Below are 25163 nucleotides of genomic sequence, written 5' to 3'. Positions count from 1 at the left end.
GACACCGGCAACGAGAGCCGGCACTCAGCCCGGCGCTGTCTCGACGTCTTGCTTGGGGACGAGCCTGCCGTCCCGGACCTCGTACGCCGATGGCACGTCGAGGCGGGTCGAGGGGCTGACTCGCGCGCTGCTGAGGTTGGCTCGGGAAAGGTCGGCGCCTCTCAGATCCGCTCCGCCGAGGTTCGCGTCCGTGAGGGTTGCGCCGCTGAGGTTTGCCATCTCGAGGTCTACGGAGGCGAAGTCCATCGCCCGGAGGTTTGCCCCGCTGAGGTCGATCGTGACGCCGCGCCAATACAGGTTCGGCCTCGTCGTGGGCTGCCGGTGGCGTCGCAGGATGCGCTGCGCTGTGAAGCGGACCTGGGCCTCGCGCACCCGGTCCTCGTAGCGGTCGTGTTGCTCGGGCGGAGCGTCGGCGGCCGGTTCGACGGGCAACGTGTAGTGCATCCGCAGGTAAGCGCAGATCACGTTGATGATCGTGGGGCGCTGGGTCTCCTGGGTTTCGCCGAGTCGCTCCAGTGCGTAAAGACCGCCGAGCCGGACCGGGGCTTTCGGTGACCCCAGCTGCTCGACGGCCTTCGTGTAGAGCTCGGTGACGCGGCGTTCCGTGGCGTCGTGGGTCGTGTCCGCGGCCGTGCGCTCGTGGTGGTTCTGGCGGCGGATGGCGAGCAGAAGCGCGAAGACGCCTGTGGTGCCGGCGCCGATTCCGAGGCCGGTCTTGATCGCGTCCACGCGAGCGGCGCCGCGGTCGGTGGCGTGGTCGGCTTCGCCCAGCAGCCAGCTCGTCGCTCCCCAGGCGATGGCCCCGACCAGCGCGGCGGCCGCAACCACCACCCACCAGCTCAGGCCCGGCTTCGCGTCTTTTGCCACGCGAGGGGAGTCGTCGGAGGGAGACGTGCCGCTACAGGTCAGCCCTGCCGGGAAGAGAAAGCCGGCAGGGCTGAGCGGTCGCGGTCGGCGCGCCGCACGGTCGCCTCTCGGCGAGTGGCGCATCGCGGCTCCAGCCTGACGGAATTCCGCGAAGGCGATGGGTGCGGCCCGGGGGACACGGTGGGCACACCGACCACTCCTTAAAACAGGACGGACCGGTCCGGTATTTCCCCGCGTGTGTGACGTGCGTTACCAGTGGTTCCACGTGGAACCACCAGTGCCTGCCACCCGCTCCGGTCCGGTGCAGTAACATCGCCGGGTAAGGGAAGCAAGCTGAGAAGGGGGCTTCGGTGAAGAAGCTGCTGGCACTCGCGGTCATCGCGGGCGGCGTCCTGTTCGTCGTCAAGCGCAACAAGGCCGCCAAGGCCGAGGCCGACCTTTGGCGCGAGGCGACCGCTCCGGTTCCCTCCACCAACGGCACCACCCCCGCCAAGCCGGCGGGCGCTTCCCAGAACTGATCCTCCGCGCGGGCGGTGCGCCGCCCGCGTCCGGGGCTGTAGCTCAATTGGTAGAGCACCGCCTTTGCAAGGCGGGGGTCAGGGGTTCGATTCCCCTCAGCTCCACATTCCCGAAGGCCAGGTCCGCGTGACCTGGCCTTCGTCATGCCGGCGACGACCCGTGTCAGGTTCGGATCAGGGTGGTGTCAGGCGGTCCCTCGAAAGTCACTCCCATGACCGACCTGGCGATCACGGCCTCCGGACTGCGGAAGGCCTACCAAGACAAAACCGTCCTCGACGGTGTCGACCTCGAAGTCGAAGCCGGCACCATCTTCTCCCTGCTCGGACCGAACGGGGCCGGCAAGACCACCACCGTCAACGTCCTCACCACGCTCACCAAGGCCGACGCCGGGCGCGTTCACGTCGCGGGGCACGACGTTGCCGCCGAGGCCAAGGCCGTGCGGGCTGCCATCGGGGTCACCGGGCAGTTCGCCGCCGTCGATGAACTGCTCACCGGGCAGGAAAACCTGCAGCTCATGGTCGACCTGAACCGGCGTGGGGCCGGGAAGAACACCGTTGGTGAGCTGCTGGAGCGGTTCGAGCTCACCGAGGCGGCGCGCAAGCCCGCGTCGACCTACTCCGGGGGGATGCGGCGGAAGCTCGATCTCGCCATGACCCTCGTCGGCCGGCCGCGGATCATCTTCCTCGACGAGCCGACCACCGGGCTGGACCCGCGCAGCCGCCGGACCATGTGGGACATCATCCGCGACCTCGTCGCCGACGGCGTCACCATCTTCCTGACCACCCAGTACCTGGAAGAAGCCGATCAGCTCGCCGACCGCATCGCCGTCCTCGACCAGGGCCGGCTGGTTGCCCAGGGCACCGCCGCTGAACTGAAGCGCCGGATCCCCGGCACCCACGTCCGGCTCCGCTTCACCACCGCCACCGAGCTCGACGCGGCCGCCCGGATCCTCACCGACGCCACCCGCGACGACGAAGCGCTCGCCCTGCGCGTGCCCAGTGACGGCGGCACCAGGTCGCTGCGGTCCCTTTTGGACAGACTCGACGAATACGCGCTCAGCGCCGAAGAGCTCTCCGTCCACACCCCCGATCTCGACGACGTCTTCCTCGCCCTGACGGGCCACGCCACGGAGGTTCCCGCGAAATGAACGCCCACTCGATCGTGATGCTGCGCCGCAACTTCAAGCACATCGCGCGGAACCCGGTGTCGGTGTTCAACGCGGTCCTGATGCCGGTCGTGGTCATGCTGATGTTCGTCTACATGTTCGGTGACGCCTTCAGCGTCGGCGTGAACTACGTCGACTACGCGACGCCGGGCCTGATGCTGCTGGCCGTCTGCTACGGGCTCGGCGCCACCGCGACCGCGGTGAACTCCGACATGACGAAGGGCATCATCAACCGCTTCAAGGTCATGGACGTCTCCCGCGGCGCGGTGCTGACCGGGCACGTCGTCGCCAGCGTGCTGACCAACCTGGTCGCCATCGCCGCCCTGCTCGGCGTCGCCTTCCTGCTCGGCTTCGACCCGGCGGCCGGCTTCCTCGGCTGGCTCGGCGCGTTCGGCCTGGTCGTGCTGCTCGGGTTCGCGACCGGCTGGCTCACCATCGCGCTCGGCCTGGCGGCGAAGTCGCCGGAAACCGCGGGGATGGCTTCGGTGCCGCTCGTCATGCTGCCGTTCTTCAGCAGCGCGATCGTGCCGGCCGACAAGATGGGCCCCGGCCTCAAGCAGTTCGCCGAGTACCAGCCCTTCACGCCGATCATCGAAACCCTGCGAGGGCTGCTCAACGGGACGCCGTCCACCGGCACGCTGATCGCCGCGCTGGCCTGGTGCACCGGGATCGCCGTCGTCGGCTACCTGTGGGCCTCGTCCACCTTCAAGAAGCGAGCGTGACCGCGGCCAGCTCCGGCCAGCTCGCCGCCGCCCCCGCCCGCGTCGCCTCGGTGAACCCCTCGTCACCGAGGCGACGACGGGCGCTTTCTTCGATCCGGGCGATGTCCGGGTGCGACCGGTCCGGCAGGCCGCGGACCCCCGTGCTCGCCCCGAGCAGCCGGGCGGCCTGCTCGTCCTGCCCGCTGCGCAGAGCCAGGTCCGCCAGCCCGACGAGGACCTGCGCGATCGTGAGCGGATGCCCGGACTCCGCAGCGGCGTCGAACGCCGCCGCGCGGTGCTTCCGGGCTTCCCCGAGGTCCTCCGCGAGGTAGCCGAGCAGGTCCTGGGCCACGGCCTGGACGTTCGGCCGCCCGGCGTCGTCGCCCATCATCGCGATCGCGACGTCGAGCTGGCGGCGGGCTTCGGCGGCGTCGCCCCGCCAGCGGGCGAGTTCCGCCTTGGTCAGCGCCAGCTCGGCCAGTGCGTTCGGCCAGGCCACGCGCTCGGCGGCCCGCTGAGCCTTGGCCAGCGCGGCCGCGCTCGCCGTCTCGTCGCCCAGCAGCCAGTACAGCTGCGCCTGCCGAGACCGCATCCGGACGACGTCCTCGATGGCGCCGACCTCGGTCACGACCTCGACGGCCTGCTCGTAGTACTCGCACGCCGCGGCGAACTCGCCGCGCACGGCAATGCGGTCCGCCAGCTCGGTCAACGCGAACGACGTGCCCCACCGCTCGCCGAGCGCGCGGAACTCGGCGACCGCCGCCTCGAGGAGCGCGTCCGCCGCCGGGTCGCCGTGGCCGAACTGGATGCGCATCTTGCCCAGCTGCAGCCGGGCCACCGCGCGGACCCACGGGTCCTCGTCGGCGAGCAGGGGTTCGAACGCCGACAGTGCCGCGTCCGGTCCGTGCAGCAGGCGTTCCAACGCACCCGCGAAACGCAGCGCCAGCCGCGGCTGCTCCACCCGCAGGCCGATTTCGTGCGCCTTGCGGATCCAGTCCTCCGCCCGGTACTCGTCGCTCTGCTGCCCGGACGTCACGAACTGGACGACGAACGTGTAGACCACCCCGCGGATTTCGTCCGGCACCTCGCCGGGCAGGGCTGTCGCCGCCATGACCAGCTCGTTGCCCTCGGCGCGGTGCCCGGCGAGCCACCAGTACCAGCCGGCGGTGGCCGCGAGCCGCATCGCCTCGGCCGCTTCGCCCGCCGCGAGCGCGCCGCGCATCGCCGCCACGAGGTTGTCGTGCTCCGCGTCGAGCACGGCGAGCCACTCCAGCTGCTCGGCGCGGCGCAGGTGCGGCTCCGCTGTCTCGGCGAGCTCCGTGAAGTACGCCAGGTGGGCACGCCGGGCGACGTCCGCCTCGCCCGCCTCCACGAGCCGCTGCCGGGCGTACTCCTTGATCGTCCCGAGCATGCGGTAGCGCTCGCCGACGATGACGACCAGCGACTTCTCGGTCAACGAGGTCAGCAGGTCGAGGACGTCGAGTACGCCACCGTCGCCGCAGACCCGCTCGGCCGCCTCCAGGCTCGCCCCGCCGGAGAACACCGAAAGCCGCCGCAGCACGACGCGTTCGGCGTCGGAGAGCAGCTCCCAGCTCCAGTCGATCACCGCGCGCAGCGTCCGGTGCCGCGGGAGCGCGGTCCGGCTGCCGCCGGTCAGCAGGCGGAACCGGTCGTCGAGCCGGTGCGCGAGCTGGTCGAGCGACATCGTGCGCAGGCGCGCCGCGGCGAGTTCGATGGCCAGCGGCATCCCGTCCAGCGCCCGGCAGACCCGCGCCAGGGTGCGCGCGTCCGCCGTGAGGTCCTTGCGCACCGCCCCGGCCCGGTCCCGCAGCAGCCGGACCGCCGGAGCGGCCTCGATTTCGGCCGGATCCGCGTCCTCCGCGGGCAGGACCAGGGGCGCGACCTGCCACAGCGCCTCGCCGGTGATACCGAGCGGCTCCCGGCTGGTCGCGAGGATCCGCAGCCGGCGGCACTCCCCGAGCACCCGGTGCGCGAACGCCGCCGCGGACTCGATGACGTGCTCGCAGTTGTCCAGGACCAGCAGCATCGAACGCTCGCGCAGGGCGGCGATCACCCGGTCCGTCGGCTCCGCGTCCGGTGCCTCGCCGACGAGCGAGTCCCGCAGCTTCAGCGCGCCGAGCGTCGCCTGGGCCACGTCGTCGCCGTCGCCGATCCCCGCCAGTTCCACCAGCCACGCGCCGTCCGGGAAGTCGCCGAGCAGCGTGCGCGCGGTTTCCGTGGCCTGCCTGGTCTTCCCCGAACCTCCCGGCCCGATCAGGGTGGTGAGCCGGTGTTCGGCGACGAGCTCGCGGACCGCGGCGACATCGGCGTCCTTGCCGACGTAGCTGGTCAGCTCGGCCCGCAGGTTCGTCTTCGGGCTCTCCTCCCGACGGCCGAGCTCACCGCGCAGCAGCGCGACGTGCACCTCGGCCAGCTCCGGCGACGGGTCGACGCCGAGGGAGTCGGCCAGGGTCTCCCGCGTGCGCTCGTAGGCGAGCAGCGCCTCGGTGTCGCGGCCGGTCGCGACGAGGGCGCGCATCAGCGCGGCGACCAGCCGTTCCCGCATCGGGTGCGCGGCGACCAGGTCGGTCAGCTCGGCGACCAGCTCCGCACCGCCGCCGAGCCGGACCTCCGCGTCGAACCGGTCCTCCAAGGCGGCCAGGCGCAATCCTTCGAGCCGGGTGACCGCGGCTTCGAACGCCGCGCTTTCCGGCAGCTCGACGTCCTGCGCGGCCGGACCGCGCCAGAGCGCGAGGGCCTCGCGCAGCCGCAGCGGATCGTCGTCCCGGCGGGCTTCGCCGACGAGCCGCTCGAACCGCACGGCGTCGACGTCGTCGGGCGCCACCACCAGCCGGTAGCCGGTCGGCCGTCCGTCGACCGAGCCGTCGGGCAGCGCCTTGCGCAGCCGGGAAACCAGGCGCTGCAACGCGTTCGGCGCCTCGGCGGGCGGCTGCTCACCCCAGATCCAGTCGACGAGCGTGGCTTTCGGGACCACCTGGCCCGGCTCGAGCGCGAGGGCGACCAGCAGCCCTCGCAGCCGGGCGCCCGGCACTTCGGCGAGCACGCCGTCGTCCGTGCGCACTTCGAAGGGCCCCAGGATCCCGATCTGCACGCGGCCGATCTTGCCACGGACGGCGGTGTCCGAGGCGTGTCAGGCCCGTGTCAGCCCGCTCGGTGATCGTCATCGGCACACGCCACGAAAGGAAACCCGATGAGCCAGCACGGACTCCCCATGGACCGCGACGCGGGACCCTTCGACCCGCCGAGCGCGCTCGCCCGGCTGCGCGACACCCGCCCGGTCAGCCCGCTGGTCTTCCCCGACGGGCACGAAGGCTGGCTCGTCACCGGCTACGAAGAGGTCCGGCAGATGATGGCGGACACGCGGTTCAGCTCCCGGCTGGACCTCGACGTCATCCACGTGCCGTACGAGACGGGCATGCCCGCCGCCACCGAGCCGTCCCCGCAGCTGCCGGGCATGTTCATCGCGATGGACCCGCCCGACCACACCCGGCTGCGCCGCAAGCTCACCGGCGCCTTCACCGTCAAGCGGATGAAGCAGCTGGAAGAGCGCATCGCCGAGGTCGTCGAGCAGCAGCTGGACCACCTGGCGCGGCTGGCCCCGCCGGTCGACCTGGTCAAGGAGTTCGCGCTCCCGGTGCCGTCGCTGGTGATCTGCGAGCTGCTCGGCGTGCCCTACGCGGACCGGGGCACGTTCCAGGCGAACTCGGCCCAGTTCATGCTCCGGGAGCAGACGCTCGAGGAGAAGATGGGCGCGTACATCGCGCTGAACACGTACCTGACCGAACTGGTCACGGCCAAGCGCGCCGAGCCGGGCGAGGACATCCTGTCCGACCTGGCCCGCCACGACGACCTGGCCATCGAAGAACTGACCGGCGCGGCGTTCCTGCTGCTGCTCGCGGGCCACGAGACGACGGCGAACATGCTGTCACTGGGCACGTTCGCACTGCTGGAGCACCCCGGGCAGCGCGCCGAGCTGACCGCCGACGCGCAGCTGCTGCCGGGCGCGGTGGAGGAACTGCTGCGCTACCTGTCCGTGGCCGACATCTTCTTCCGCTACGCCACGGAGGACCTCGAGCTCGGCGGCGAAACGATCACCAAGGGCTCGACGGTCGTCGTCTCGCTGCTGGCCGCCAACCGCGACCCCCGGCGCTTCGAAAACCCCGACACGCTGGACATCCACCGCAACGCCCGCGGCCTGCTGTCCTTCGGCCACGGCGTCCACCAGTGCCTCGGCCAGCAGCTGGCCCGCATCGAGATGCGCGCCGGGTTCGAAGGCCTGCTGCGCCGCTTCCCGACCCTGGCGCTGGCGGTCCCGGCCGAGGAGGTGAAGCTGCGCACGGACATGAACATCTACGGCGTCCACGAGCTGCCGGTCACCTGGACCGAATTGGCCTCCCTCACCGCAGGAAGCTGATCACCGCGTCCCGTCCCGCGTGGCCGCGCTCGCGGTTCTGGATCGAGTGCGACTCGCCCGGCACGATCACCAGCTCGCCGCGCGGGGCACGGGCCGCTTCCTCGCGCGCCCACTCCATCGGCGTCGACAGGTCCCGGTCGCCGTTGAGCAGCAGCACCGGGACGTCCGGCAGCGACCCGGCCGGGTTCGAGCCGGGGCGTTCCGCCGGCCACGGCAGGCAGCTCTGGATGAACCCCTGCTGCGTCGCGACCCCGCTCGTGTACGGCCAGGTCGCCGACTCCGGCAGCGCGCGGGAGGCCAGCGACAGCAGCGGGCGGCGGAGCGCGAGCGGCGTCGCCGCGGAACCCCACGGGAACCGGCCGTCCGCGCAGAGCGTGGCCGCGTGGAGGCCGGCGCTGAACGACGCCGGGTCGTCGCCGCCGGACTTGTACGCCTCCAGCAGGCCGTCCAAGCGGGCCGGGGCGCCGCCGCGGGCTTCGTGCAGCGCGCCGATGAGGTCGCCGGCCGCCGGGTTGCGGTAGGTCGGGTCGGCGAATTCGTACGACACCACGGTGTCGAAGATCCGCACCCCGTCCGCCGTGCCGCGGTGGCGGACCACCCACGCCAGGTCGTCGGCCGGGTCGAAACCGCACGCCGGGGCCACCGCGCACGCCGCGCGCAGCACGCGCGCCTCCGCCGTCATGCCGGTCAGGTACAGCGACGCCGACGCCGAGGCGTGGTGCGGCAGCACCGAATCGAGGATGACCTTGCTGACGTGACCCGGATGCGCGATCGCATACCGCGCCGCCGTGAACGAGCCGTACGAGACGCCGTCGACGACCAGCTTCGGCACGCCCAGCGCCTGCCGAAGCCGGTCGAAGTCCGCCACGCTCTGGTCGGTCGAGTACAGCGGTGCCGTGTCACCGAGGATGCGCGCGCACTCCTGCACCGCGCCGGCCGACGGCGTCGCGATGTCCGAGCTGCCCATCTCCGCCTGCAGGCCCGGACACTGCAACGCCCCCGACGGCCCGGTGCCGCGCTGGTCGAGCATGACGATCCGGTAGTCCCGCGCGACCTCCGGCAGCCGCTGCCGGGCGATCCGCGTGATGGTGCCGACGCCGCCCTGGCCGGGGCCGCCGGTGAGGAACAGCAGGACGCCCTTGGGCGCGTCCGCGTTGTCCGCGGTGGCCACGGGCAAGGCGAGCGTGCCCGGCACACGGCCGGTGTGGTCGAGCGGGACGGTCAGGGTCGAGCACGTGAAGCCCGGTTGTCCGGGACACGGGTGCGGATCCGCCAGCTCCGGTCGTCCCCCAGGACGCGCGTCGGCCGCGGCCACACCCCCGAGTGCGGCAGTCAGCGCCAGGACCAGCCCGGCGGTCAGGATCTTCGAGCGCATGGGTGCATCATGCGCACACCCGAGCCGAGCGCGCATACCCCCGATCAGGGCCAGAGCCGCTCGCGGACCCAGCCGTCGCCGGACTTCCGGTACCGCAGCCGGACGTGCCGCCGGTCGTGGTCGGCCTGCCAGAACTCGACCTCGTCCGGGTCCACGAGGTACCGCGTCCAGGTTTCCGGCGCCGCGTCCGGGTTGGCCTCGACCCAGCGCCGCGCCTCCGCGGCCGCCGCTTCGAGGTCCGCCGGATCGTGCAGCACCTGGGACTGGTGCCCGATGAACGCCTCCACGCGCGACGCCGGCGGCCGCGCGAGGAAGTCCGCCGCCGACACATCGGGCGCGGCGGGGGAGACCGGGCCGCGCAGCCGCACCTGGCGGCCCCGGCCGGGCCAGAAGAACGTCAGCGCGGCCCGCGGGTCCTTGCGCAGCTGCACGCCCTTCGGGCTTTCCGAGCTGGTCGCGACCGCCCAGCCGCCGGGGCCGACGTCCTTCAGGATCACCACGCGCGCGTCGGGCGCGCCAGCGGCATCCACTGTGGACAGCGTGACGGCGTGCGGTGCCAGCACGTGCTCGCCGGCTTCGGTCAGCCACTCGAGGAACAGCGCCTGCGGATCCGGCGGCGCCGTTTCCGGCGTGAACCCGGGGAGCTCTTCGGGGAACGACGGCCAGCCGCGCAACTGCACCATGTCAGTAACCGTACGGACCCTGCTGGGGCGCGTGCCCCGGTGGTGGGTAGACCGGCGGCTGCGGACCGGCCGGGCCGGCGTACGGCGGGGGCGGCACCTGCGGCGCGGGCGGAGGCATCGGGTGCTGCGGCTGCTGCTGGGCCTGCTGCCACTGCACCTGCTGGTAGACCTCGGCGGGCTGCGGGAAGCAGTACGTCAGCTTGGCGTTGACCGAACCCTGCACCGCGGCACCCCAGAGCTTGCCGCCGACGAACGCGTACAGCTGCCCGGCCGAGAGGTCCACCGCGACCATCCGCGTCTCGCCGCCGAACTGGTTGCCGGACTTCGCCGACGCCGCCTGCGCGGCGTCCGGGTACACCCGGCCGCCGACGAGCCCGGCGATGACGACCGACGCCGCCGTCCAGCCCACGCTGCCGACCAGGTTCGCGCGGGCGTGCTGGGTGGCGCGGCCGGTGAAGTCGTACAGCGCCGCCGCGGTGACCTCGGGAACGGCGGCCGCGACCACGCAGTAGTTCATCGTCGAGAGCAGGACCGACTCGGTGAACAGCCCGACGACGGCCGTGGCCGGGCCGATCTGCACCGTGTTCAGCCGGCCACCGGCCCGCTGGATGCGCTCGGCCATCGCGCCGAGGTACTGCTCGGGGGTGAGCACGTCCCCATCGTCGCACGCGCGGCCGTCACGCCGGCGTCAGCCAGCGGTTTCCACACATGCTTCGTGGTTGACTGTCCGCGCTATGCGACGACTCGTACTTCTCGCGCCGGCCGTGGCCCTGCTGGCCGGCTGCAGCGCCACCATCGTGACCGGCACCGCGGCACCCAGCCCGCCGTCCGCGTCCACCGCGGCCGGCACCGGCAGCCTGCCGCCGGACCCCCAGCCGGGTGCGACGGAGGACTGCCCGTACCTCGGCAGCGAATTCGTGGCCGACTCGAACGGCCAGCACGTGTCGAAGGTGCGCGTGTCGGCCGACCAGCCGCACCCGGCGTGCTTCTTCTATCGCCCGGACGGGAAGATCCAGCTCACCGTCCGTGTCTACGTCGGGGACGCGAAGACGGCGACGGCGCTGGTCAACAAAGCGGCGCCGCTCGACTCGTCCAACCCGGCGAGCGACCCTTCCGGCTGGAAGGGAGGCTATTTGTCGACCGACGACGGCGCCGTCTACGCGGTGGCGAAGGGGGCCACGGCGGTCATCGCGACCACGAACCAGAAACAGAGCGTGAAGGCACGCAAAGTGGTCAAGGAGACTATCTCCACCCTGAAGCTCTAGGTAGCGACCTCCACACGGGTGAGTGATGTTGATCTTGTATTACCCTGTGCGTCACGCGCAGGCTTCGTGGACTCGCGCACCGCAGCCGCCGGGGACCCCCACCCCGGGGCGGGGCACCAACTCTGCAAGGACAAAGGACAAGATTCGTGGCTGACACCCTCAAGGAAATCCTGCTCGACTCCGGCCGTCGCCCGGCTGTCGTCTCCGACTTCGAGAGCCTCGTCGACGCCGAGGTCTCCGACAAGGGCGGCGTTTCGGGTGCCGTCGTGAAGACCGGCTTCGCCGCGGTCAAGAAGATCAAGCCGGGCATCATCCCCTCGGCCGTCGACACGCTGCTGCCGGACTTCGCCTCCGCGCTCGAGCCGTTCTACGGCGACTACCGGGCCAAGGGCGGCAACGACTTCGGCGCCTACCTGTCCAGCCGCTCGGACGAGGCTTCCGACGCGCTGCTGAGCGTCACCGACTCGCGCGCCGAGAAGAGCAGCCGCGACAGCATCAAGAAGGTCTACTCGAAGCTGCGCCCGAACGGCAAGAAGAACGTCGAAGAGGCGCTGCCGCGGCTCGGCCAGCTGATCGACAAGCACGCCGCCGCCGTCTGATCGGTTTTCCAAGCACACTGAAGAGGCCCCCGGTTGCACCCCCGGGGGCCTCTTCGCGTGGTGTTCAGTTCTTCTTTTCGGCCGGCGCCGCGGACGGTGCCTTGCCGTTCGCCTGCGCGGCCGGCTTCGCCGGTTCGGCGGGCTTCGGCGCGGGCGGGGTGGCCTTCGGCGGCGCGGGCGCAACCGGGGGTTCCTGCTTCGAGCGGAGGACGTAGGCGGCGCCCGCGCCGACCACGACCAGGCCCAGCAGCCACGGCCACTTGCGGCGGCTGCGGGTGCCCTTGGCGGCCGACTTGGCCTCGGACACAGCGGCGTAGAAGTCCTTCTTCGCCGCCTTGAAGTCCTTCTTGCCGCGGCGCTTCGACTCGCCGGCCGCCTTCGCGGCCTTGATGGCGGCCTTCTTCGCCTTGCGACCCGGCTTGCGCAGCTCGGACAGGCGCGCGAGCGCCTCCTGGCGAGCGGCCTTCGAGCTCTTCTTGAGCTCCTTGCGGGTCAGTTCCGTCTTCTTCGCGAGCTTCTTCTGCGCGCGCCGCCCCTGCTTGACACCCTCGGTGACGAGTTTGTCGGCGGTCTCGACGGCCTGGGCTGTCGCCCGGGACATGGGCTTCACCTCATCATTCGTTTTGACGCTGCTCTGTTACCCGTAACCTATCGTGCCCCTTTTCCGCGCCGCCCGCCCGCAGATGGCACGATGGCTTCCGTGAAAGCTACGCTGCACACCAACCAGGGTGACATCCACCTCAACCTGCTCCCGGACCACGCGCCCAAGACGGTCGCGAACTTCGTCGGGCTGGCGGAAGGCACCAAGGAGTACACCCAGCCGAACGCGGCGGGGACGAACTCCGGGCCCTTCTACGACGGGTCGATCTTCCACCGGGTCATCGACGGCTTCATGCTGCAGGGCGGCGACCCGACCGGCACCGGCCGTGGCGGCCCCGGCTACAAGTTCGGCGACGAGTTCCACCCGGAGCTGCAGTTCAGCAAGCCGTACCTGCTGGCCATGGCCAACGCCGGGCCCGGCACGAACGGCTCGCAGTTCTTCATCACCGTCGCGCCGACCACCCACCTGAACTTCCGGCACACGATCTTCGGCGAGGTGGCCGACCAGGAGTCGCGCAACGTCGTCGACGCGATCGCCCGCACCGCGACGGGGCCGGCGGACCGCCCGCTGACCGACATCGTGATCGAAAAGGTCAGCATCGAGCACTGACGGCCGGCCGACGCGGGTTTCGGTAGGTTGGTCTCATCGTGAACCAACCGCCGAACCCCGCCGCCGAGCAAGCCGCGCTGCCCGGGTGCTGGTGGCACCCCAACCGCCCGACCGGGCTGAGCTGTTCCCGGTGCGGGCGTCCGGCGTGCCCGGATTGCCTCCGCGAGGCCCCCGTCGGCTTCCAGTGCACCGACTGCGTGCACGCGGGCGGCCAGGAGCAGCGCCGCCAGCACCGCGGCTACCAGGAAGCCGGCTTCGGCCAGCGCACCGTCTTCGGCGCGCGCCTCTCCCAGTCGGTGCTGGTCACCCAGGTCATCCTCGCGGTGAACGTCCTGGTCTTCCTCTTCACCGTCTTCCAGGCCCAGAGCCTCAACGACAACGACTTCTCGGACGCCTTCCAGCGCGGCAGCCTCTACGTCGACGCGACACTGGGCCACGGCGAGTGGTGGCGGGTCTTCACCAACGGGTTCCTGCACTACGGGCCGATCCACATCGCGGTCAACATGTTCTCGCTGTGGATGATGGGCAGCGCCCTGGAGCAGATCTGCGGCCGCGGCCGCTACCTCGCGCTCTACTTCATCTCGATGCTCGGCGCGTCCGCCGCGGTCCTGCTCTTCGACGACCCCCAATCGCGGACGGCCGGCGCGTCCGGCGCGCTGTTCGGCCTGATGGGGGCCTACGCGGTGATCGTGGTGAAGCTGCGGTTGAACCCGACCGGGTTGATCATCACCCTCGCGCTGAACGCCTTCATCACCTTCGGCATCTCGGGCATCTCCATCTACGCGCACGTCGGCGGCCTGGTCACCGGGGCACTGGTCACCGTCGCCCTGCTCTACGCGCCGCAGGTCAACCAGGTGCGCTGGCAGGCGGTGGGGCTCACGATCATCGTCCTGGCGATCGTCGGGCTGCTGGCTTACCAGTCCGGCCAGTACGCGGCGGTGAACTGCGGCTTCGTCCCGTACCGGGGTATCCCGACCTACTTCTGCGCCTAGCCGCGCGCCCGCAGCGTGCTGAGGACGTCCAGGACGTCCCGCGGGTCTTCGCCGAGGTCGAGCCACCCGAAGACGTACAGCTGCTCGTCGTGCTCGATTTCGAGCGTGACGCCGTCGCGGCCCATCCGGCGGGTGGTGCGCAGCCGGGTGCGCGTCTGCGCCCACGGCAGCCGGTGCGTGCCGCCCAGGGTCCGGGCGACCAGGCCCTCGGCGTCCGCGGCCAGCCGGGGGCGGACGATCGTCGCGTGGGCGGCGAACGCGCCGACGGCGACGGCCGCCAGCGCGAACAGCACCAGCCCGCCGCGGTCGCCGGTCAGCGCGTCGGTCACCACGCCGACCAGCAGCAACGCGGTGACCGCCCAGGCCGATACCACAACGGCCTGACGAGGGGCCCAGGAGGTGGGGTAGTTATCCACAGGGGTTATCCACACTGGGGATGAGTCACACCGCTGTAATTCGACGTCAAGCCGCTGTTCGGAGTAATAATCAGCGCCAGCGCATCGTCATGAGCAGACCCGCGATCATCAGCGCGAACCCGCCGGCGAAGTTCCAGTTGCCCAGGTCGGCCATCCAGGAGATCTTGTCCCCGGCGATGTAGTTGACCAGCAGCCACACCAGCCCGAGCAGCATCAGCCCGAACATCGGGATCTTCCAGGCCAGACCGGTCGGGCCGGCGGCCCGCACCTTCACCGGCGTGCGCCGGTCGGCGGGCGGGGTGTAAGCGGTCTTCTTGCGGACCTTGGACTTGGGCATCGTGTGTTCCTCGCGGTGCTCTTCGGGCTCGTCTGGTGGCGATGTCCCGCTGAGGGTGCGCAACCGGCGCCACGTGCACACGTTAACGTAAACGACCGCAGGAAAGCAGCGGCCGGGAGTGGTCGGATTTCCCGTACCGTGACGTCGGGGTCACCAAGTGTTGGACGCGGCTTGAGAGGAGCTTGCGTGACTACGCGCGAAGGACCGGATGACGACCGGCGCAGATACCCCGGTCAGCGGCCTACGCCCCCGCGTCGCCCGGCCACGCCCCCGCGCGGCCAGGTGCCGCCCCGCCAGCCCCAGCGCGGCCCCCAGGGGCAGCCGCCGCGGCGGCCGCAGGGCCCGCCGTCCCGCCGCTACACCAGCCCGCCCCCGCCGCCCGGCGCCAACGACGAGACGATCGTCTTCGCCCCGGTCGGCAAGGGCGGCACGGCGACCAAGGAGAAGACCGCCCCGCCGCTCGGCAAGGGCGGCGTCGCCATCCGGACGGCCGGCGAAATCCTCATCACGCTGGGCCTGGTCGTGCTGTTGTTCATGGTCTACGAGCTCTACGTGACCGACCTGTTCTCGGCGGGCAAGCAGTCCGAGGCGAGCGACCAGCTCGACGGCGAGTGGGCGCACGACCGCACGCTGCACCCCGAGCTGATCGACGGCAAGGCGTTCGCCCGCATCCACATCCCCAGCTTCGGCGTCGACTACAACTTCACCATCCAGGAAGGCACCGACGACGCCGCCCTCGAGGTCGGCCCCGGCCACTACAAGGGCACGTCGCTGCCCGGCGAGCCCGGCAACTTCGCCGTCGCCGGCCACCGCGTCGGCAAGGGTGCCCCGTTCAACGACCTGGACAACCTCTCCTCCTGTGACCAGATCGTGATCGAGACCTCGACCGACTTCTACATCTACAAGGTCCTGCCCTACGACGACGAGGTGAAGGACTGGGCCGGCGGCAAGGGCGCCGACCCGAAGTGCAAGGGCGTCTCGACCCTGCGCGACCAGAACGCCGAAGACGGTGGCGCCTACAACGAGACCTTCGGCCGCAAGGTCGTGCTGCCCAGCCAGGGCACCGCGGTGAACCCGGTCCCGTACAAGGGTGCCGACGTGCTGCCGAAGGCCCAGCAGGCCGCACTGCTCACCCTCACCACCTGCCACCCGCAGTTCTCCGCCAAGGAACGGCTCATCATCACCTCGGTGCTGACCCAGCAGGTGCCGAAGGACCAGGTCAAGAACTACGGCGACCTGCTCTCGAAGATCGGGGAGGCCTGATGTACGCCTGGATCTGGCGGAAGCTCCCCGGCCCGTTCGCGGCGAAGCTGACGATCTCGGTCGTGCTGGTGCTCGGCGTGATCGCGCTGCTGATGTTCGTGGTGTTCCCGTGGCTGGAGCCGCGGCTGTGGTTCAACGAGGTCGCGGTCAACTGAGGTTCGGCGTCTTCCTGGTCAGCGGCCGGTTCCCCGGCCAGGCGGACGCCGACGTCCTCCGCCGGTCCGTTCGCGCGGCCGAGCTGGCCGAAGAAGCCGGCTTCGACGACGTCTGGTTCGCCGAGCACCACTTCATGCCCTACGGCGTCTGCCCGTCCGCGATCACCCTCGCCGCGCACGTGCTCGGGCGGACGTCCCGGATCGGGGTCGGCACCGCCGTGAGCGTCCTGTCGACCACGCACCCCGTCGCCCTCGCCGAGCAGTGGGCGCTGCTCGACGCCGTCTCGGGCGGGCGGCTGCGGCTCGGCGTCGGGCGGGGCGGGCCGTGGCAGGACCTCGAGGTCTTCGGGACCGGGCTGGACCGGTACGAAACCGGCTTCGAGGAGACCCTCGACGTCTTCCTGCGCGCCACCACCGGCCGCGTCGGGGCCCGGGGGAGGCACTTCGCCTTCCGGGAGGTCCCCGTGGTCCCGGCGCCGGAACGGCGGCCGGACGTCGTCGTCGCGTGCGGGGGACCGCGGTCGGCTGCCGTCCGGCAGGCTGCCGAGAGAGACCTCCCGCTCCTGCTCGGCCTGCACGCCGACGACGAGGAAAAAGCCGGCACCGTGGCGGCTTACGGCAAGCCCGCGAACCACGTCTCGACCGTGCTCTGCCAGGTGGGCGACCCCGGCGTGGTGCGCAACGCACTGCCGCCGTGGCTGACGGACGGGCTCGGTGCCCACGTCACGGTCGACGGCAGGCCCGGACCGCAGAAGGATCCCGAGGACTACGCCGAACGGCTGTGCGCCATCCACCCGGTCGGGGACGCCGCCCACTGCGTCCGGACCCTGGAAACGAGCCTCCGGCGCACCGGCGTCTCCCACGTGCTGATGCTCGTGGAAGCGTCGGGTACGCCGGAGGGCACGTTCGAGAACATCGCGCGGATCGGCACCGAGGTGCTGCCCGCGCTGCGGGCTAGCAGTCCCGCAGCTCCGGGCTCTGGTTGAGCAGCTGCCCGCGCGGGGAGACGAACGCCCGGTAGCGGTCACCGTCTACTTCGGACTTCTTGAACACGGCGACCCGGTGGCAGTTCTGGAACGCCAGCTTGACGCCGAAGTGGCGCTCGAGGCCGCCGCGGATCGCGTCCGAGGCCAGTGCCCGCAGCAGCTGCCCGCGGGCGGCCTCGCTCGGCGGCGGCGTCTCGTTGTCGGCGAAACCGTCCGCCGCGCCCTCGGCGTCGGCGATGACGCCGGTGATGACCTCCCAGGCGTACGGCAGGGATTCCTTGACGCAGGTGACGAACTCGGCGTCGGTGACCTCCCCGCGCTCGGCCTTCTCCAGCAACGCGGGTGACACGTCCAGGGACATCGAACCTCCAGTTTGAGCAGGGCCACCCTCCTGGCTACCGGCCGGGTGGCCCGCCCACAAGAGAAAACGATGATCATCACCACTTTGGCGGAAGGGTCACTCCCAGCGGAACAACCGGGCCGCCAGCGCCGTCCCGAGCACCGCGAAGGCGGCGAGCGCGGCCAGCTGCAGCGGCTGCACGCCGGGCCCGACCCAGGTGTCCTGCAGGGCCTGCGAGCCCGGCGGGAGGTAGTCGCCGATCCGCTGCAGCACCGACGGCAGCAGCGGGCGCGGCAGGTACACGCCGCCGAAGAACATGATCGGGATGAACACGACCATCGCCAGCGCACCGGCGCTCTTGGCCGTACCCGCGACCGAAGCCGTGATCAGGCCCAGCGAGAAGGTCGAAACCACCCCGAGCAGCAGCGTCACCGCGAACATCAGCGGGTGCTCGGGCAGCGGGACGTCGTAGACGACCCGGCCCGCGCCGAGCACGAGCGCGATGCCGGCCAGCGCCACCGCGACGTGGATCACCAGCTGGGCCACCAGCAGGTTCGCCGGGTGCACCGGGGTCGTGGCCAGCCGGCGCAGCACGCCCTGCTCGCGGTAGGTGGCGACGGCGGCCGGGATCGACTGCAGCGCCAGCATCGCGAGGGTGATGACGATCAGCGACGGCACCCACGCGTCGATGAACCGGTAGCCGCCCGCCTTCTCGCTCGGCTCGGTCATGCCCGGGATCGCACCGATCGCGAGCAGCAGGACCGACGGCAGCAGGAGACCGGCGATCGCCGTGACCGGCGTCCGGAGGAAGATCTTCGCTTCGGTCGCGGTGATCTTGGTGAAGGTGCTCATCGGGCGCTCCTGGTCAGCGAGACGAACGCGTCGTCCAAAGTGGACGCTCCGGCGGCGGCGCGGAGCTCGGTCGGGGTGCCGGTGGCGACCACGCGGCCGGCGTCGAAGATCGCGACGCGGTCGCAGAGCCGTTCGGCCTCGTCCATGAAGTGGGTGACGAGCAGCACCGTCACGCCGGCGGCGCGGATGCCTTCGACGAGCTGCCACGTTTCGCGGCGGGCGTGCGGATCGAGCCCGGTGGTCAGCTCGTCGAGGATCGCGAGCTCGGGCTGGCCCACCAGGGCCAGCGCGATCGACACGCGCTGCTTCTGGCCGCCCGACAGCTTTCCGAAGCAGCTGCGGGCGTGCTCGCGGAGGCCGAGCCGGTCGAGCAGGACGTCGATGTCGGCGGACTCGGGGTAGAAGGACGCGAACAGCTCCAGCGCCTCGCGCACCCGCAGCTTCGCGGGCAGCCGGCTTTCCTGCAGCTGGACGCCGACGCGGCGGGTCAGCTCGGCGTGGTCGGCCGCCGGGTCCAGGCCGAGCACGGAGATCGTGCCGCCGTCGGCGTGGCGGAGGCCCTGGAGGCATTCGACGGTGGTGGTCTTCCCGGCGCCGTTGGTGCCGAGGATGCCGAAGATTTCGCCGCGCTCGACGGTGAACGAAACGCCGTCGACCGCGACCCGGGAGCCGTAGCGCTTGCGGAGGTCGGTGACTTCGATGAGTGGCATGGCTTCGAAGCTACGAACCGGCGGCGGCCTCGGTAATGACGCTGAAACCCCAGCTCAGGTAGCGTTTTGCTGAAGCCGGGGTGGGGCTGGACCCACCCCCGTCGTGGGGCTGGGGGCACTGCGCGGTCCGGGGCGGCGAGGCGAGAATTCCCGGGGGAAGGAGGTGCCGGATGCCGTACCTGCGTGCACTGGGCCGGGCGCTGGCGCTGGCCGCCTTCTCGCTGCTCAGCTGGGTCGACGTGCTCGTCGAGCTGATCGCCTTCGCGCTGCTGTGCGGCGGGCTGGTCTTCTTCCTCGGGCCCGCCGTCGTGTGGACCCGCGGCCGGTCGGCGGTGGCGCGGACGCTCGCGGCGCGCTGGTGCGGCGTCGAGATCGAAGCGCCCTACCGGTCCGAGCCGCCGGAGCCGGTGCGCGAGCGCGACGGCTGGTACCGCGACGGCAACCAGCTCTACAAGCGGGCGTTCTGGATCCGCTGGCAGCACCGCCTGACGTGGGCGCTGGAGGACCCGGCGGCGAACCGGGAATTCAGCTGGCAGCTGGTGAACCCGCTGGTCACGTTGCTGCTGCCGGTCGCCGTCCTGCTCGGCGGGCCGCGGGTGCTGCGCGGCTACGGCCGGTGGACGCGCTGGTGGCTCGGGCCGCGGCCGGCCGTCGAACAAGGAAGCGGGAATTGGCTGCACCGGCACCTCGAAGCGCTGGGCCACCAGCTCGGCATCCTCGCGCTCTCCCTGCTGCAGCTGGTCTTTTCGGCGGTTCAGCTGGTCGTCATGGCCGGCGCCCCGATGCTGGCGGCCCGGGTCGTGCAGTGGAGCCGGTTGGCCACCGACACGCTGCGTCGCGAGACGGAGAACTGGACGGGGGTGCGGATCCCGCGTCCGTACCTGCCGCCGCCCGGGTTGCCGGTGCCCCGCGCCGACGGGCTCTACCAGGTCGGCAGGCAGCTGTACGAGGAGCCGTACTGGCCGCTCCAGCGGGCCCGGATGCGGTGGATCCTGCGCGACCGGGCCACGTGGCGCGACATCGCGGGCGGTGCGCTGAGCACGCTCGTGTCGCTCGCCTGCTCGGTGGCGGCACTCGTGTTGGCCGGCTGGGCCATGACCGGTCTCTCGGTGCTCTGGTTCTGGCGGCCGTTCGTGTCGCCGCGAGCCGAGTGGTTCCCGCTGCCCGCGGTGACGACGCACCTCGGCGCGCTCGCGCAGACACCGTTGATCCTGCTGGCGTTGGCCGCCGCGGTGGCGCCGGCGCCGTGGCTGGCCCGCCAGCAGGCGCGCTTCGCCCGCGTGTGGTTCGGGCCGACCAAGTCGTCGCGGCTGGCCCAGCGCGTCGAACGGCTGAAGCAGACGCGGTCGGACGTCACCGTCACGCAGGCCGCCGAGCTGCGGCGGATCGAGCGCGACCTGCACGACGGCATCCAGTCGCGGCTGGTCGCGATGGGGATGAAGCTCGGCGCGGTCGAGGCGCTGGTGGACGCCGATCCGGCGGCCGCGAAACGGCTCGCGGCCGAGCTGCGGACGGCGTCGTCGGAAGCGCTCACCGAACTGCGGGTGCTGATCCGCGGCATCCACCCGCCGGTGCTGTCCGAGCGCGGGCTGCTGGACGCCGTGCGCGCGTTGGCCATGGACAGCCCGCTGAAGGCCGAGGTCACCGGCTCGCTGCCGGGGCGCGTCGAGGAGCCGGTCGAGGCGTGCGTGTACTTCGCGGTGTCCGAGCTGCTGGGCAACGCGGCGAAGCACGGCGCGAAGCGGGCGGCGGTCGACGTGCAGTTCGCCGACGACCTGCTGACCGTCGTGGTGACCGACGAAGGCCCGGGTGGCGCGAACCCGGCCGGTGGTTCAGGGCTGCGCGGAATCGAGCGCCGCCTGGGTGGCTTCGACGGTAGGTTGACGCTCACCAGCCCGATCGGCGGCCCGACGAAGGCGACCCTGGAGATCCCGTGTCAGCTCGACCACGAACCCTTGTCGCCGAAGACCAATATCTCCTCCGAGACGGCCTGACACATCTCCTGATGGCGCACGGCTTCGACGTCGTCGCCGCGGTCGCCACCGGCCCGGAGCTCGTGGCCGCGCTGCGCGCCGAACGCCCCGAAGTGTCCATTGTGGACGTCCGGATGCCGCCGACGAACACCGACGAGGGGCTGCAGGCCGCGCTGGCGGCCCGCCGCGAAGTCCCCGGGCTGCCGATTCTCGTGCTGTCCCAGCACGTCGAGCAGCTGTACGCGCGCGAACTGCTGGCCGACGGCACGGGCGCGATCGGCTACCTGCTGAAGGACCGCGTCTTCAACGCCGAGCAGTTCATCGACGCCGTCCGCCGGGTCGCGGCGGGCGGCACCGTGATGGACCCCGAGGTGATCGCGAAACTGGTGGCGGGCAACGCTTCCGACCCGCTGGCGGCGCTGACCCCGCGCGAGCGCGAAGTACTGGCGCTGATGGCGGAAGGCTGTTCCAACGCGGCGATCGCCGCCCGGCTGCACTTCAGCGAAGGAGCGGTCGGCAAGCACACGGCGAACATCTTCGCGAAGCTGGACATCGCCGCTTCGGACGACACGAACCGCCGCGTGCTGGCCGTTCTCGCGTACCTGGGTTCCTAGCCGCGCGAGATCCGGGTCATCTCCTCGCGCTCGACGACCTTCACCCGCTCGCGGCCGGCCGCCGAGCCCAGCGCCTTCTCGTGCGCGTCGAGCCGGCCCCAGCCGTCCCAGTTCGTGAACGGGATGCCGCGCGTCTCGAGGAAGTCGAGGATCGCGTCCGGCGACGAGAACTTCGGGGCGGTCAGGGTGTCGGCGTCCGCCAGGAGGCTCGCGATCGTCTCGGCCGCGTCGCCCTTGGTGTGGCCGATCAGGCCGACCGGGCCGCGCTTGATCCAGCCCGTCACGTACACGCCCGGCAGCTGGTTCTCGTCCAGGTCCAGCACGCGCCCGGCCTGGTTCGGCACCACCCCCGCCACGTGGTCGAACGGCAGCTCCGGCAGGTGCGACGACAGGTAGCCGACCGCGCGGTACACCGCCTGGACGTCCCAGTCGTGGAACTCGCCGGTGCCGCGGACGTTCCCGTCGCCGGTCAGCTCGGTCCGCTCGGTGCGCAGGCCGGTCACGCGACCGTCCTCGCCGAGGACTTCGGCGGGGGAGTGGAAGAAGTGCAGGTGCAGCCGGCGCGGCCGGGAGCCCGGCTCGCGGATGGCCCACTCCTGCAGCGTCTTCACCACCATGTCGATCTGCTTCGACGCGCGCAGGGCCGCGATGCTGCCGTCGTCGAACTCGATGTCCTCCGGGTACACGATGACCTCGACGTTCGGCGAGTGGTCCAGCTCCCGCAGCTCCAGCGGGGTGAACTTCGCCTGCGCCGGGCCGCGGCGGCCGAACACGTGCACGTCGGTCACCGGGCTGGCCTTGAGCCCCTGGTAGACGTTGTCCGGGATGTCGGTGGTCAGCAGCTCGTCGGCCGTCTTCGCCAGCACCCGCGCCACGTCCAGGGCGACGTTCCCGACGCCGAGGACCGCGACCGAAGAGGCGTTCAGCGGCCAGGTGCGCGGGACGTCGGGGTGGCCGTCGTACCAGGAGACGAAGTCCGCGGCGCCGTAGCTGCCGTCGAGGTCGATGCCCGGGATGTCGAGCGCGCGGTCGGCGGACGCGCCGGTCGAGAAGATCACCGCGTCGTAGAACTCGCGCAGCTCGTCGAGCTTGATGTCGGTGCCGTAGTCGACGTTGCCCAGCAGCCGGATGTTCGGCTTCGAGAGCACCTTCTCCAGCGCGGTCACGATGCCCTTGATGCGCGGGTGGTCGGGCGCGACGCCGTACCGGATCAGCCCGAACGGCGCGGGCATGCGCTCGAACAGGTCGATCTGCACGTCGGTGTCGGACTTGTCCAGGATGTCGGCGGCGTAGATGCCGGCAGGACCAGCGCCCACCACGGCTACACGAAGAGAACGGCTCACCCGCTCCACGGTAAGTTAGGTTCGCCTAACCTGAAATGTGATTTGGCGTACGGTCCAGCAGGTGGGAGCCGGTAAGCTCGGCTCATGCGCGTTCTCGTCGTCGACAACTACGACAGCTTCGTCTACAACCTGGTCCAGTACCTGGCCCAGCTCGGCGCCGACTGCACGGTCTGGCGCAACGACGTCGTGGACCTCGACCGCGTGCCCGAGTTCGACGCCGTGCTCGTCTCGCCGGGCCCGGGGACCCCCGAACGCGCGGGCCAGAGCATGGACGTCATCCGGAAGTGCGCTGAGACGCGCACGCCGATGCTCGGCGTCTGCCTCGGCCACCAGGCACTCGGCGTCGTCTACGGCGCGACCGTCGACCGCGCGCCCGAGCTGCTCCACGGCAAGACGAGCCAGGTCCGCCACACCGGCGCCGGCATCCTGGCGGACCTGCCCGAGGAGTTCACGGCCACCCGCTACCACTCGCTGACCGTGGTGCCGGACACCATCTCCGACGCCGTCTTCGAGATCACCGGCCGCACCGAGTCCGGCATCGTGATGGGCATGCGCCACCGCGAGCTGCCGCTGGAAGGCGTCCAGTTCCACCCGGAGTCCGTGCTCACCGAGGGCGGCCACCGGATGCTCGCGAACTGGCTGGCCGCGGCGGGCCACCCCGTCGACCCGGCCCGGGTGAACGAGCTCGAGCGGGCGACCAAGGCGCTCCAGAAGGCCGCTGTTGCGTGATCCGGCTCGAGGGGGTCGGCAAGCGGTACGGGCGCGGCGACTTCGTCCTGCGTGAGGTCGACCTGACCGTCGAGCCCGGGCACGTCGTCGGCATCCTCGGCAGCAACGGCTCCGGGAAGTCGACGCTGCTGCGGATCATGGCCGGCGTCTCGCACGCCACCACCGGGTCCGTCACCGGCACCCCGCGGATCGGCTACCTGCCGGACCGCTTCCCGGCCGGCCAGCGCATGGGCGCCCGCGCCTACCTGCGGCACATGGCCCGCATCCACGGGCTCGCCGACCTCTCGGTGATCGACCCGCTGCTCGAACGCCTCGCCCTCGTCGGCGGCCCGGCGGCGCCGCTGCGCACCCTGTCCAAGGGCAACGCGCAGAAGGTCGGGCTCGCGCAGGCCGTGATGGTCCGGCCCGACCTGCTGATCCTCGACGAGCCCTGGTCCGGCCTCGACGTCGGAACGCACGCGATCCTCGGCGAGCTCGTCGCCGAGACACGGGCGCGCGGGGCGAGCGTCGTGTTCACCGACCACCGGCCGCAGGTGGTGCACGACCACGCCGACGTCGTCCACCTGATGAACGCGGGCCGGCTGACGGCCGAGAGCACGGAGCCGACCACGCGAATCGTGCTGCGCGGCGGCGGCACCGGCTGGACCGACGAGCCGGGTGTCCGGCACGCCGTCGCCGAAGGGCCCCAGGTGGTGCTGACGGTCGAGGTCGCCCGCGTCGACGCGGTGCTGAAGAGGGCGCTCGAAGACGGCTGGTCGGTGCGGGAGGTGGCGCCGTGCTCGCCCTGACCCGGTACTACCTGGCGCTGCTCGGGCATTCACAGCGCTACCTGCCGGCGCTGCTGGCCTACCTCGCGCTCTGCGTGATCCTCTACGCCGACCCGCATTCGCCGCCGCTGCCGCTGTTCGGCGTCAGCGCCGGCGGGTTGCTGGTCGTCTCGTGCTGGCTGACGATCGCCCTGCTCGACATCGAAGACCCGGTGCAGCGCCTGGTGACCTTGAGCCACGCGCGCCGCTGGCACCGGATGATCACCGGCGCGGTGCTGACGGTGCTGGCCTGTTCGCTGGTCCTCACCGCGATCACCGAGGTGTGGTCGGCACTCAAGTCGTTCAAGGTCCAGCCGGCCGCGCTGGGCATCGGGTTGCTCGCGCACTTCGCGTGCGCGGTGCTCGGCATCGCGATCGCCCTCCCGTGCTCGCGGTTGCTGGTCAACCGCATCGGCTGGACGGTGCTCGCCGCGGTGCTCACCCTCGTCGTCGTGCTGCTGGCAAAGATCCCGCTGGTCCACCCGTTGCTGCACGCACTGACCGACGATGAGCCGGTCGCCGGGCCGCTGGTACTGGCGCTGGTGACGGCGGTGGCGATGCTGGCCGTCAGCTACTTCGCCGTTTCGGAACTGGTGCGCCGACGCTCCTGAGCTATTCCACGTCGGCCACTGATCAGGCATGACCTGCAGGACCGGCTGTACCGAGCCGCGTCGATCTCTGAATCGCCGCGGAACACGACCAACGCTTCGCCGACCCCGGGACGCTGCGATGTCTGAACGCGATCAGATGCGAACCGGACTCGTTCGCGCGGACCTGCGAGGACCTAGGACTTCTTCGTTATCAGGCCAAGATCAGGACTTTCCGATC

At 71.3% G+C, this 25163-nt stretch carries 28 protein-coding genes and 1 tRNA gene; 17 read left to right on the top strand and 12 right to left on the bottom strand.

Annotation, left to right across the window (positions count from 1 at the left end):
* Positions 1 to 24 precede the first annotated feature (24 nt).
* A complete protein-coding gene (locus tag ACWEGE_RS11550; protein WP_449660356.1) occupies positions 25 to 867 on the bottom strand; it encodes a pentapeptide repeat-containing protein in 843 nt (280 codons plus the stop codon).
* A 350-nt stretch (positions 868 to 1217) separates the two neighbouring features.
* Here ACWEGE_RS11550 and ACWEGE_RS11545 point away from each other — a divergent pair, with 350 nt between their 5' ends.
* The 4 genes from ACWEGE_RS11545 (at position 1218) to ACWEGE_RS11530 (ending at position 3273) form a co-directional block, all read left to right on the top strand.
* On the top strand, positions 1218 to 1385 hold the full coding sequence (locus tag ACWEGE_RS11545; protein WP_285987514.1) for a DLW-39 family protein: 168 nt from the start codon (positions 1218 to 1220) through the stop codon (positions 1383 to 1385).
* Between the two features lie 32 nt (positions 1386 to 1417).
* A tRNA-Ala gene (locus tag ACWEGE_RS11540) sits at positions 1418 to 1490 on the top strand.
* A 107-nt stretch (positions 1491 to 1597) separates the two neighbouring features.
* The gene (locus ACWEGE_RS11535; protein WP_449660355.1) at positions 1598 to 2533 is read left to right on the top strand and encodes an ATP-binding cassette domain-containing protein; all 936 of its coding nucleotides are present in this window, start codon (positions 1598 to 1600) and stop codon (positions 2531 to 2533) included.
* On the top strand, positions 2530 to 3273 hold the full coding sequence (locus ACWEGE_RS11530) for an ABC transporter permease (RefSeq protein WP_449660354.1): 744 nt from the start codon (positions 2530 to 2532) through the stop codon (positions 3271 to 3273). The genes ACWEGE_RS11535 and ACWEGE_RS11530 overlap by 4 nt, the downstream gene beginning before the upstream one ends.
* Here the strand turns inward: ACWEGE_RS11530 and ACWEGE_RS11525 are convergent.
* On the bottom strand, positions 3257 to 6364 hold the full coding sequence (locus ACWEGE_RS11525; protein ID WP_449660353.1) for a BTAD domain-containing putative transcriptional regulator: 3108 nt from the start codon (positions 6362 to 6364) through the stop codon (positions 3257 to 3259). The two genes, ACWEGE_RS11530 and ACWEGE_RS11525, sit on opposite strands and share 17 nt — an antisense overlap.
* Before the next feature lie 99 nt (positions 6365 to 6463).
* On the opposite strand from ACWEGE_RS11525, the gene ACWEGE_RS11520 reads away from it, so the two are divergent.
* A complete protein-coding gene (locus ACWEGE_RS11520; RefSeq protein ID WP_449660352.1) occupies positions 6464 to 7687 on the top strand; it encodes a cytochrome P450 in 1224 nt (407 codons plus the stop codon).
* Here ACWEGE_RS11520 and ACWEGE_RS11515 read toward each other — a convergent pair.
* The 3 genes from ACWEGE_RS11515 to ACWEGE_RS11505 are packed head-to-tail and all read right to left on the bottom strand — an operon-like array spanning position 7671 to position 10397.
* The gene (locus ACWEGE_RS11515; protein ID WP_449660351.1) at positions 7671 to 9062 is read right to left on the bottom strand and encodes an alpha/beta fold hydrolase; all 1392 of its coding nucleotides are present in this window, start codon (positions 9060 to 9062) and stop codon (positions 7671 to 7673) included. The genes ACWEGE_RS11520 and ACWEGE_RS11515 overlap by 17 nt on opposite strands.
* 44 nt (positions 9063 to 9106) lie before the next feature.
* Positions 9107 to 9745: a pyridoxine/pyridoxamine 5'-phosphate oxidase gene (locus ACWEGE_RS11510; protein ID WP_449660350.1), complete on the bottom strand. Its 639-nt coding sequence runs from the start codon at positions 9743 to 9745 to the stop codon at positions 9107 to 9109.
* A 1-nt stretch (position 9746) separates the two neighbouring features.
* On the bottom strand, positions 9747 to 10397 hold the full coding sequence (locus ACWEGE_RS11505; protein ID WP_449660349.1) for a hypothetical protein: 651 nt from the start codon (positions 10395 to 10397) through the stop codon (positions 9747 to 9749).
* Positions 10398 to 10479: 82 nt separating this feature from the next.
* On the opposite strand from ACWEGE_RS11505, the gene ACWEGE_RS11500 reads away from it, so the two are divergent.
* Together ACWEGE_RS11500 and ACWEGE_RS11495 are read left to right on the top strand one after the other, a co-directional pair.
* Positions 10480 to 11010, top strand: a complete 531-nt coding sequence (locus tag ACWEGE_RS11500) for a DUF2020 domain-containing protein (protein ID WP_449660348.1) — start codon at positions 10480 to 10482, stop codon at positions 11008 to 11010.
* 146 nt (positions 11011 to 11156) lie between these two features.
* Complete coding sequence (locus tag ACWEGE_RS11495; protein WP_449660347.1) at positions 11157 to 11609, top strand: DUF6918 family protein; 453 nt, start codon at positions 11157 to 11159, stop codon at positions 11607 to 11609.
* 64 nt (positions 11610 to 11673) lie between these two features.
* Here the strand turns inward: ACWEGE_RS11495 and ACWEGE_RS11490 are convergent, their stop codons facing one another.
* On the bottom strand, positions 11674 to 12210 hold the full coding sequence (locus ACWEGE_RS11490; RefSeq protein WP_449660346.1) for a hypothetical protein: 537 nt from the start codon (positions 12208 to 12210) through the stop codon (positions 11674 to 11676).
* 90 nt (positions 12211 to 12300) lie between these two features.
* On the opposite strand from ACWEGE_RS11490, the gene ACWEGE_RS11485 reads away from it, so the two are divergent.
* Together ACWEGE_RS11485 and ACWEGE_RS11480 are read left to right on the top strand one after the other, a co-directional pair.
* Complete coding sequence (locus ACWEGE_RS11485) at positions 12301 to 12819, top strand: peptidylprolyl isomerase (RefSeq protein ID WP_176173816.1); 519 nt, start codon at positions 12301 to 12303, stop codon at positions 12817 to 12819.
* Positions 12820 to 12857: 38 nt separating this feature from the next.
* Positions 12858 to 13811 (top strand): rhomboid family intramembrane serine protease, encoded by a 954-nt coding sequence (locus ACWEGE_RS11480; protein WP_449660345.1) that lies wholly within the window; start codon positions 12858 to 12860, stop codon positions 13809 to 13811.
* Here ACWEGE_RS11480 and ACWEGE_RS11475 read toward each other — a convergent pair.
* Positions 13808 to 14185, bottom strand: a complete 378-nt coding sequence (locus ACWEGE_RS11475; RefSeq protein ID WP_449660344.1) for a PH domain-containing protein — start codon at positions 14183 to 14185, stop codon at positions 13808 to 13810. The genes ACWEGE_RS11480 and ACWEGE_RS11475 overlap by 4 nt on opposite strands.
* 112 nt (positions 14186 to 14297) lie before the next feature.
* Entirely contained in the window at positions 14298 to 14564 is a 267-nt protein-coding gene (gene crgA, locus ACWEGE_RS11470; protein ID WP_043787021.1) for a cell division protein CrgA, read from the bottom strand.
* 186 nt (positions 14565 to 14750) lie between these two features.
* On the opposite strand from crgA, the gene ACWEGE_RS11465 reads away from it, so the two are divergent.
* The 3 genes from ACWEGE_RS11465 to ACWEGE_RS11455 are packed head-to-tail and all read left to right on the top strand — an operon-like array spanning position 14751 to position 16968.
* Positions 14751 to 15827 (top strand): class E sortase, encoded by a 1077-nt coding sequence (locus tag ACWEGE_RS11465; protein ID WP_449660343.1) that lies wholly within the window; start codon positions 14751 to 14753, stop codon positions 15825 to 15827.
* Entirely contained in the window at positions 15827 to 15982 is a 156-nt protein-coding gene (locus ACWEGE_RS11460; RefSeq protein ID WP_086853103.1) for a hypothetical protein, read from the top strand. Before ACWEGE_RS11465 ends, ACWEGE_RS11460 begins: the two co-directional genes overlap by 1 nt.
* Entirely contained in the window at positions 15955 to 16968 is a 1014-nt protein-coding gene (locus tag ACWEGE_RS11455) for an LLM class flavin-dependent oxidoreductase (RefSeq protein ID WP_449660342.1), read from the top strand. Before ACWEGE_RS11460 ends, ACWEGE_RS11455 begins: the two co-directional genes overlap by 28 nt.
* On the opposite strand, the gene ACWEGE_RS11450 is transcribed toward ACWEGE_RS11455, so the two are convergent.
* From ACWEGE_RS11450 to ACWEGE_RS11440, 3 genes are all read right to left on the bottom strand, one after another.
* Positions 16937 to 17329 carry an SCO5389 family protein gene (locus ACWEGE_RS11450; RefSeq protein ID WP_370969812.1) on the bottom strand — a complete coding sequence of 131 codons (393 nt, stop codon included), beginning with the start codon at positions 17327 to 17329 and terminating at the stop codon, positions 16937 to 16939. The two genes, ACWEGE_RS11455 and ACWEGE_RS11450, sit on opposite strands and share 32 nt — an antisense overlap.
* Positions 17330 to 17425: 96 nt before the next feature.
* Positions 17426 to 18160 (bottom strand): ABC transporter permease, encoded by a 735-nt coding sequence (locus ACWEGE_RS11445; protein ID WP_449660341.1) that lies wholly within the window; start codon positions 18158 to 18160, stop codon positions 17426 to 17428.
* Positions 18157 to 18870 carry an ABC transporter ATP-binding protein gene (locus tag ACWEGE_RS11440; RefSeq protein ID WP_449660340.1) on the bottom strand — a complete coding sequence of 238 codons (714 nt, stop codon included), beginning with the start codon at positions 18868 to 18870 and terminating at the stop codon, positions 18157 to 18159. The genes ACWEGE_RS11445 and ACWEGE_RS11440 overlap by 4 nt, the downstream gene beginning before the upstream one ends.
* A gap of 170 nt (positions 18871 to 19040) precedes the next feature.
* On the opposite strand from ACWEGE_RS11440, the gene ACWEGE_RS11435 reads away from it, so the two are divergent.
* On the top strand, positions 19041 to 20864 hold the full coding sequence (locus tag ACWEGE_RS11435) for a histidine kinase (protein ID WP_449660339.1): 1824 nt from the start codon (positions 19041 to 19043) through the stop codon (positions 20862 to 20864).
* Positions 20804 to 21457: a response regulator gene (locus ACWEGE_RS11430; RefSeq protein ID WP_449660338.1), complete on the top strand. Its 654-nt coding sequence runs from the start codon at positions 20804 to 20806 to the stop codon at positions 21455 to 21457. Before ACWEGE_RS11435 ends, ACWEGE_RS11430 begins: the two co-directional genes overlap by 61 nt.
* Here ACWEGE_RS11430 and ACWEGE_RS11425 read toward each other — a convergent pair.
* The gene (locus ACWEGE_RS11425; RefSeq protein ID WP_449660337.1) at positions 21454 to 22773 is read right to left on the bottom strand and encodes an FAD-dependent oxidoreductase; all 1320 of its coding nucleotides are present in this window, start codon (positions 22771 to 22773) and stop codon (positions 21454 to 21456) included. The genes ACWEGE_RS11430 and ACWEGE_RS11425 overlap by 4 nt on opposite strands.
* Positions 22774 to 22884: 111 nt before the next feature.
* Between ACWEGE_RS11425 and ACWEGE_RS11420 the strand changes: the two genes are divergently transcribed.
* From ACWEGE_RS11420 to ACWEGE_RS11410, 3 genes are read left to right on the top strand one after another with little or no spacing between them, the layout of a single operon-like run.
* Positions 22885 to 23529 carry an aminodeoxychorismate/anthranilate synthase component II gene (locus ACWEGE_RS11420; RefSeq protein ID WP_449660336.1) on the top strand — a complete coding sequence of 215 codons (645 nt, stop codon included), beginning with the start codon at positions 22885 to 22887 and terminating at the stop codon, positions 23527 to 23529.
* Positions 23526 to 24317 (top strand): ABC transporter ATP-binding protein, encoded by a 792-nt coding sequence (locus ACWEGE_RS11415; RefSeq protein ID WP_449660335.1) that lies wholly within the window; start codon positions 23526 to 23528, stop codon positions 24315 to 24317. Before ACWEGE_RS11420 ends, ACWEGE_RS11415 begins: the two co-directional genes overlap by 4 nt.
* Positions 24305 to 24946: a hypothetical protein gene (locus ACWEGE_RS11410; protein ID WP_449660334.1), complete on the top strand. Its 642-nt coding sequence runs from the start codon at positions 24305 to 24307 to the stop codon at positions 24944 to 24946. Before ACWEGE_RS11415 ends, ACWEGE_RS11410 begins: the two co-directional genes overlap by 13 nt.
* Positions 24947 to 25163: the final 217 nt, after the last annotated feature.

It is taken from the genome of Amycolatopsis sp. NPDC004747 (assembly GCF_053601335.1).
Note: the sequence above shows the minus strand (reverse complement) of the source record. Positions and strands in the feature narration are given on the sequence as shown.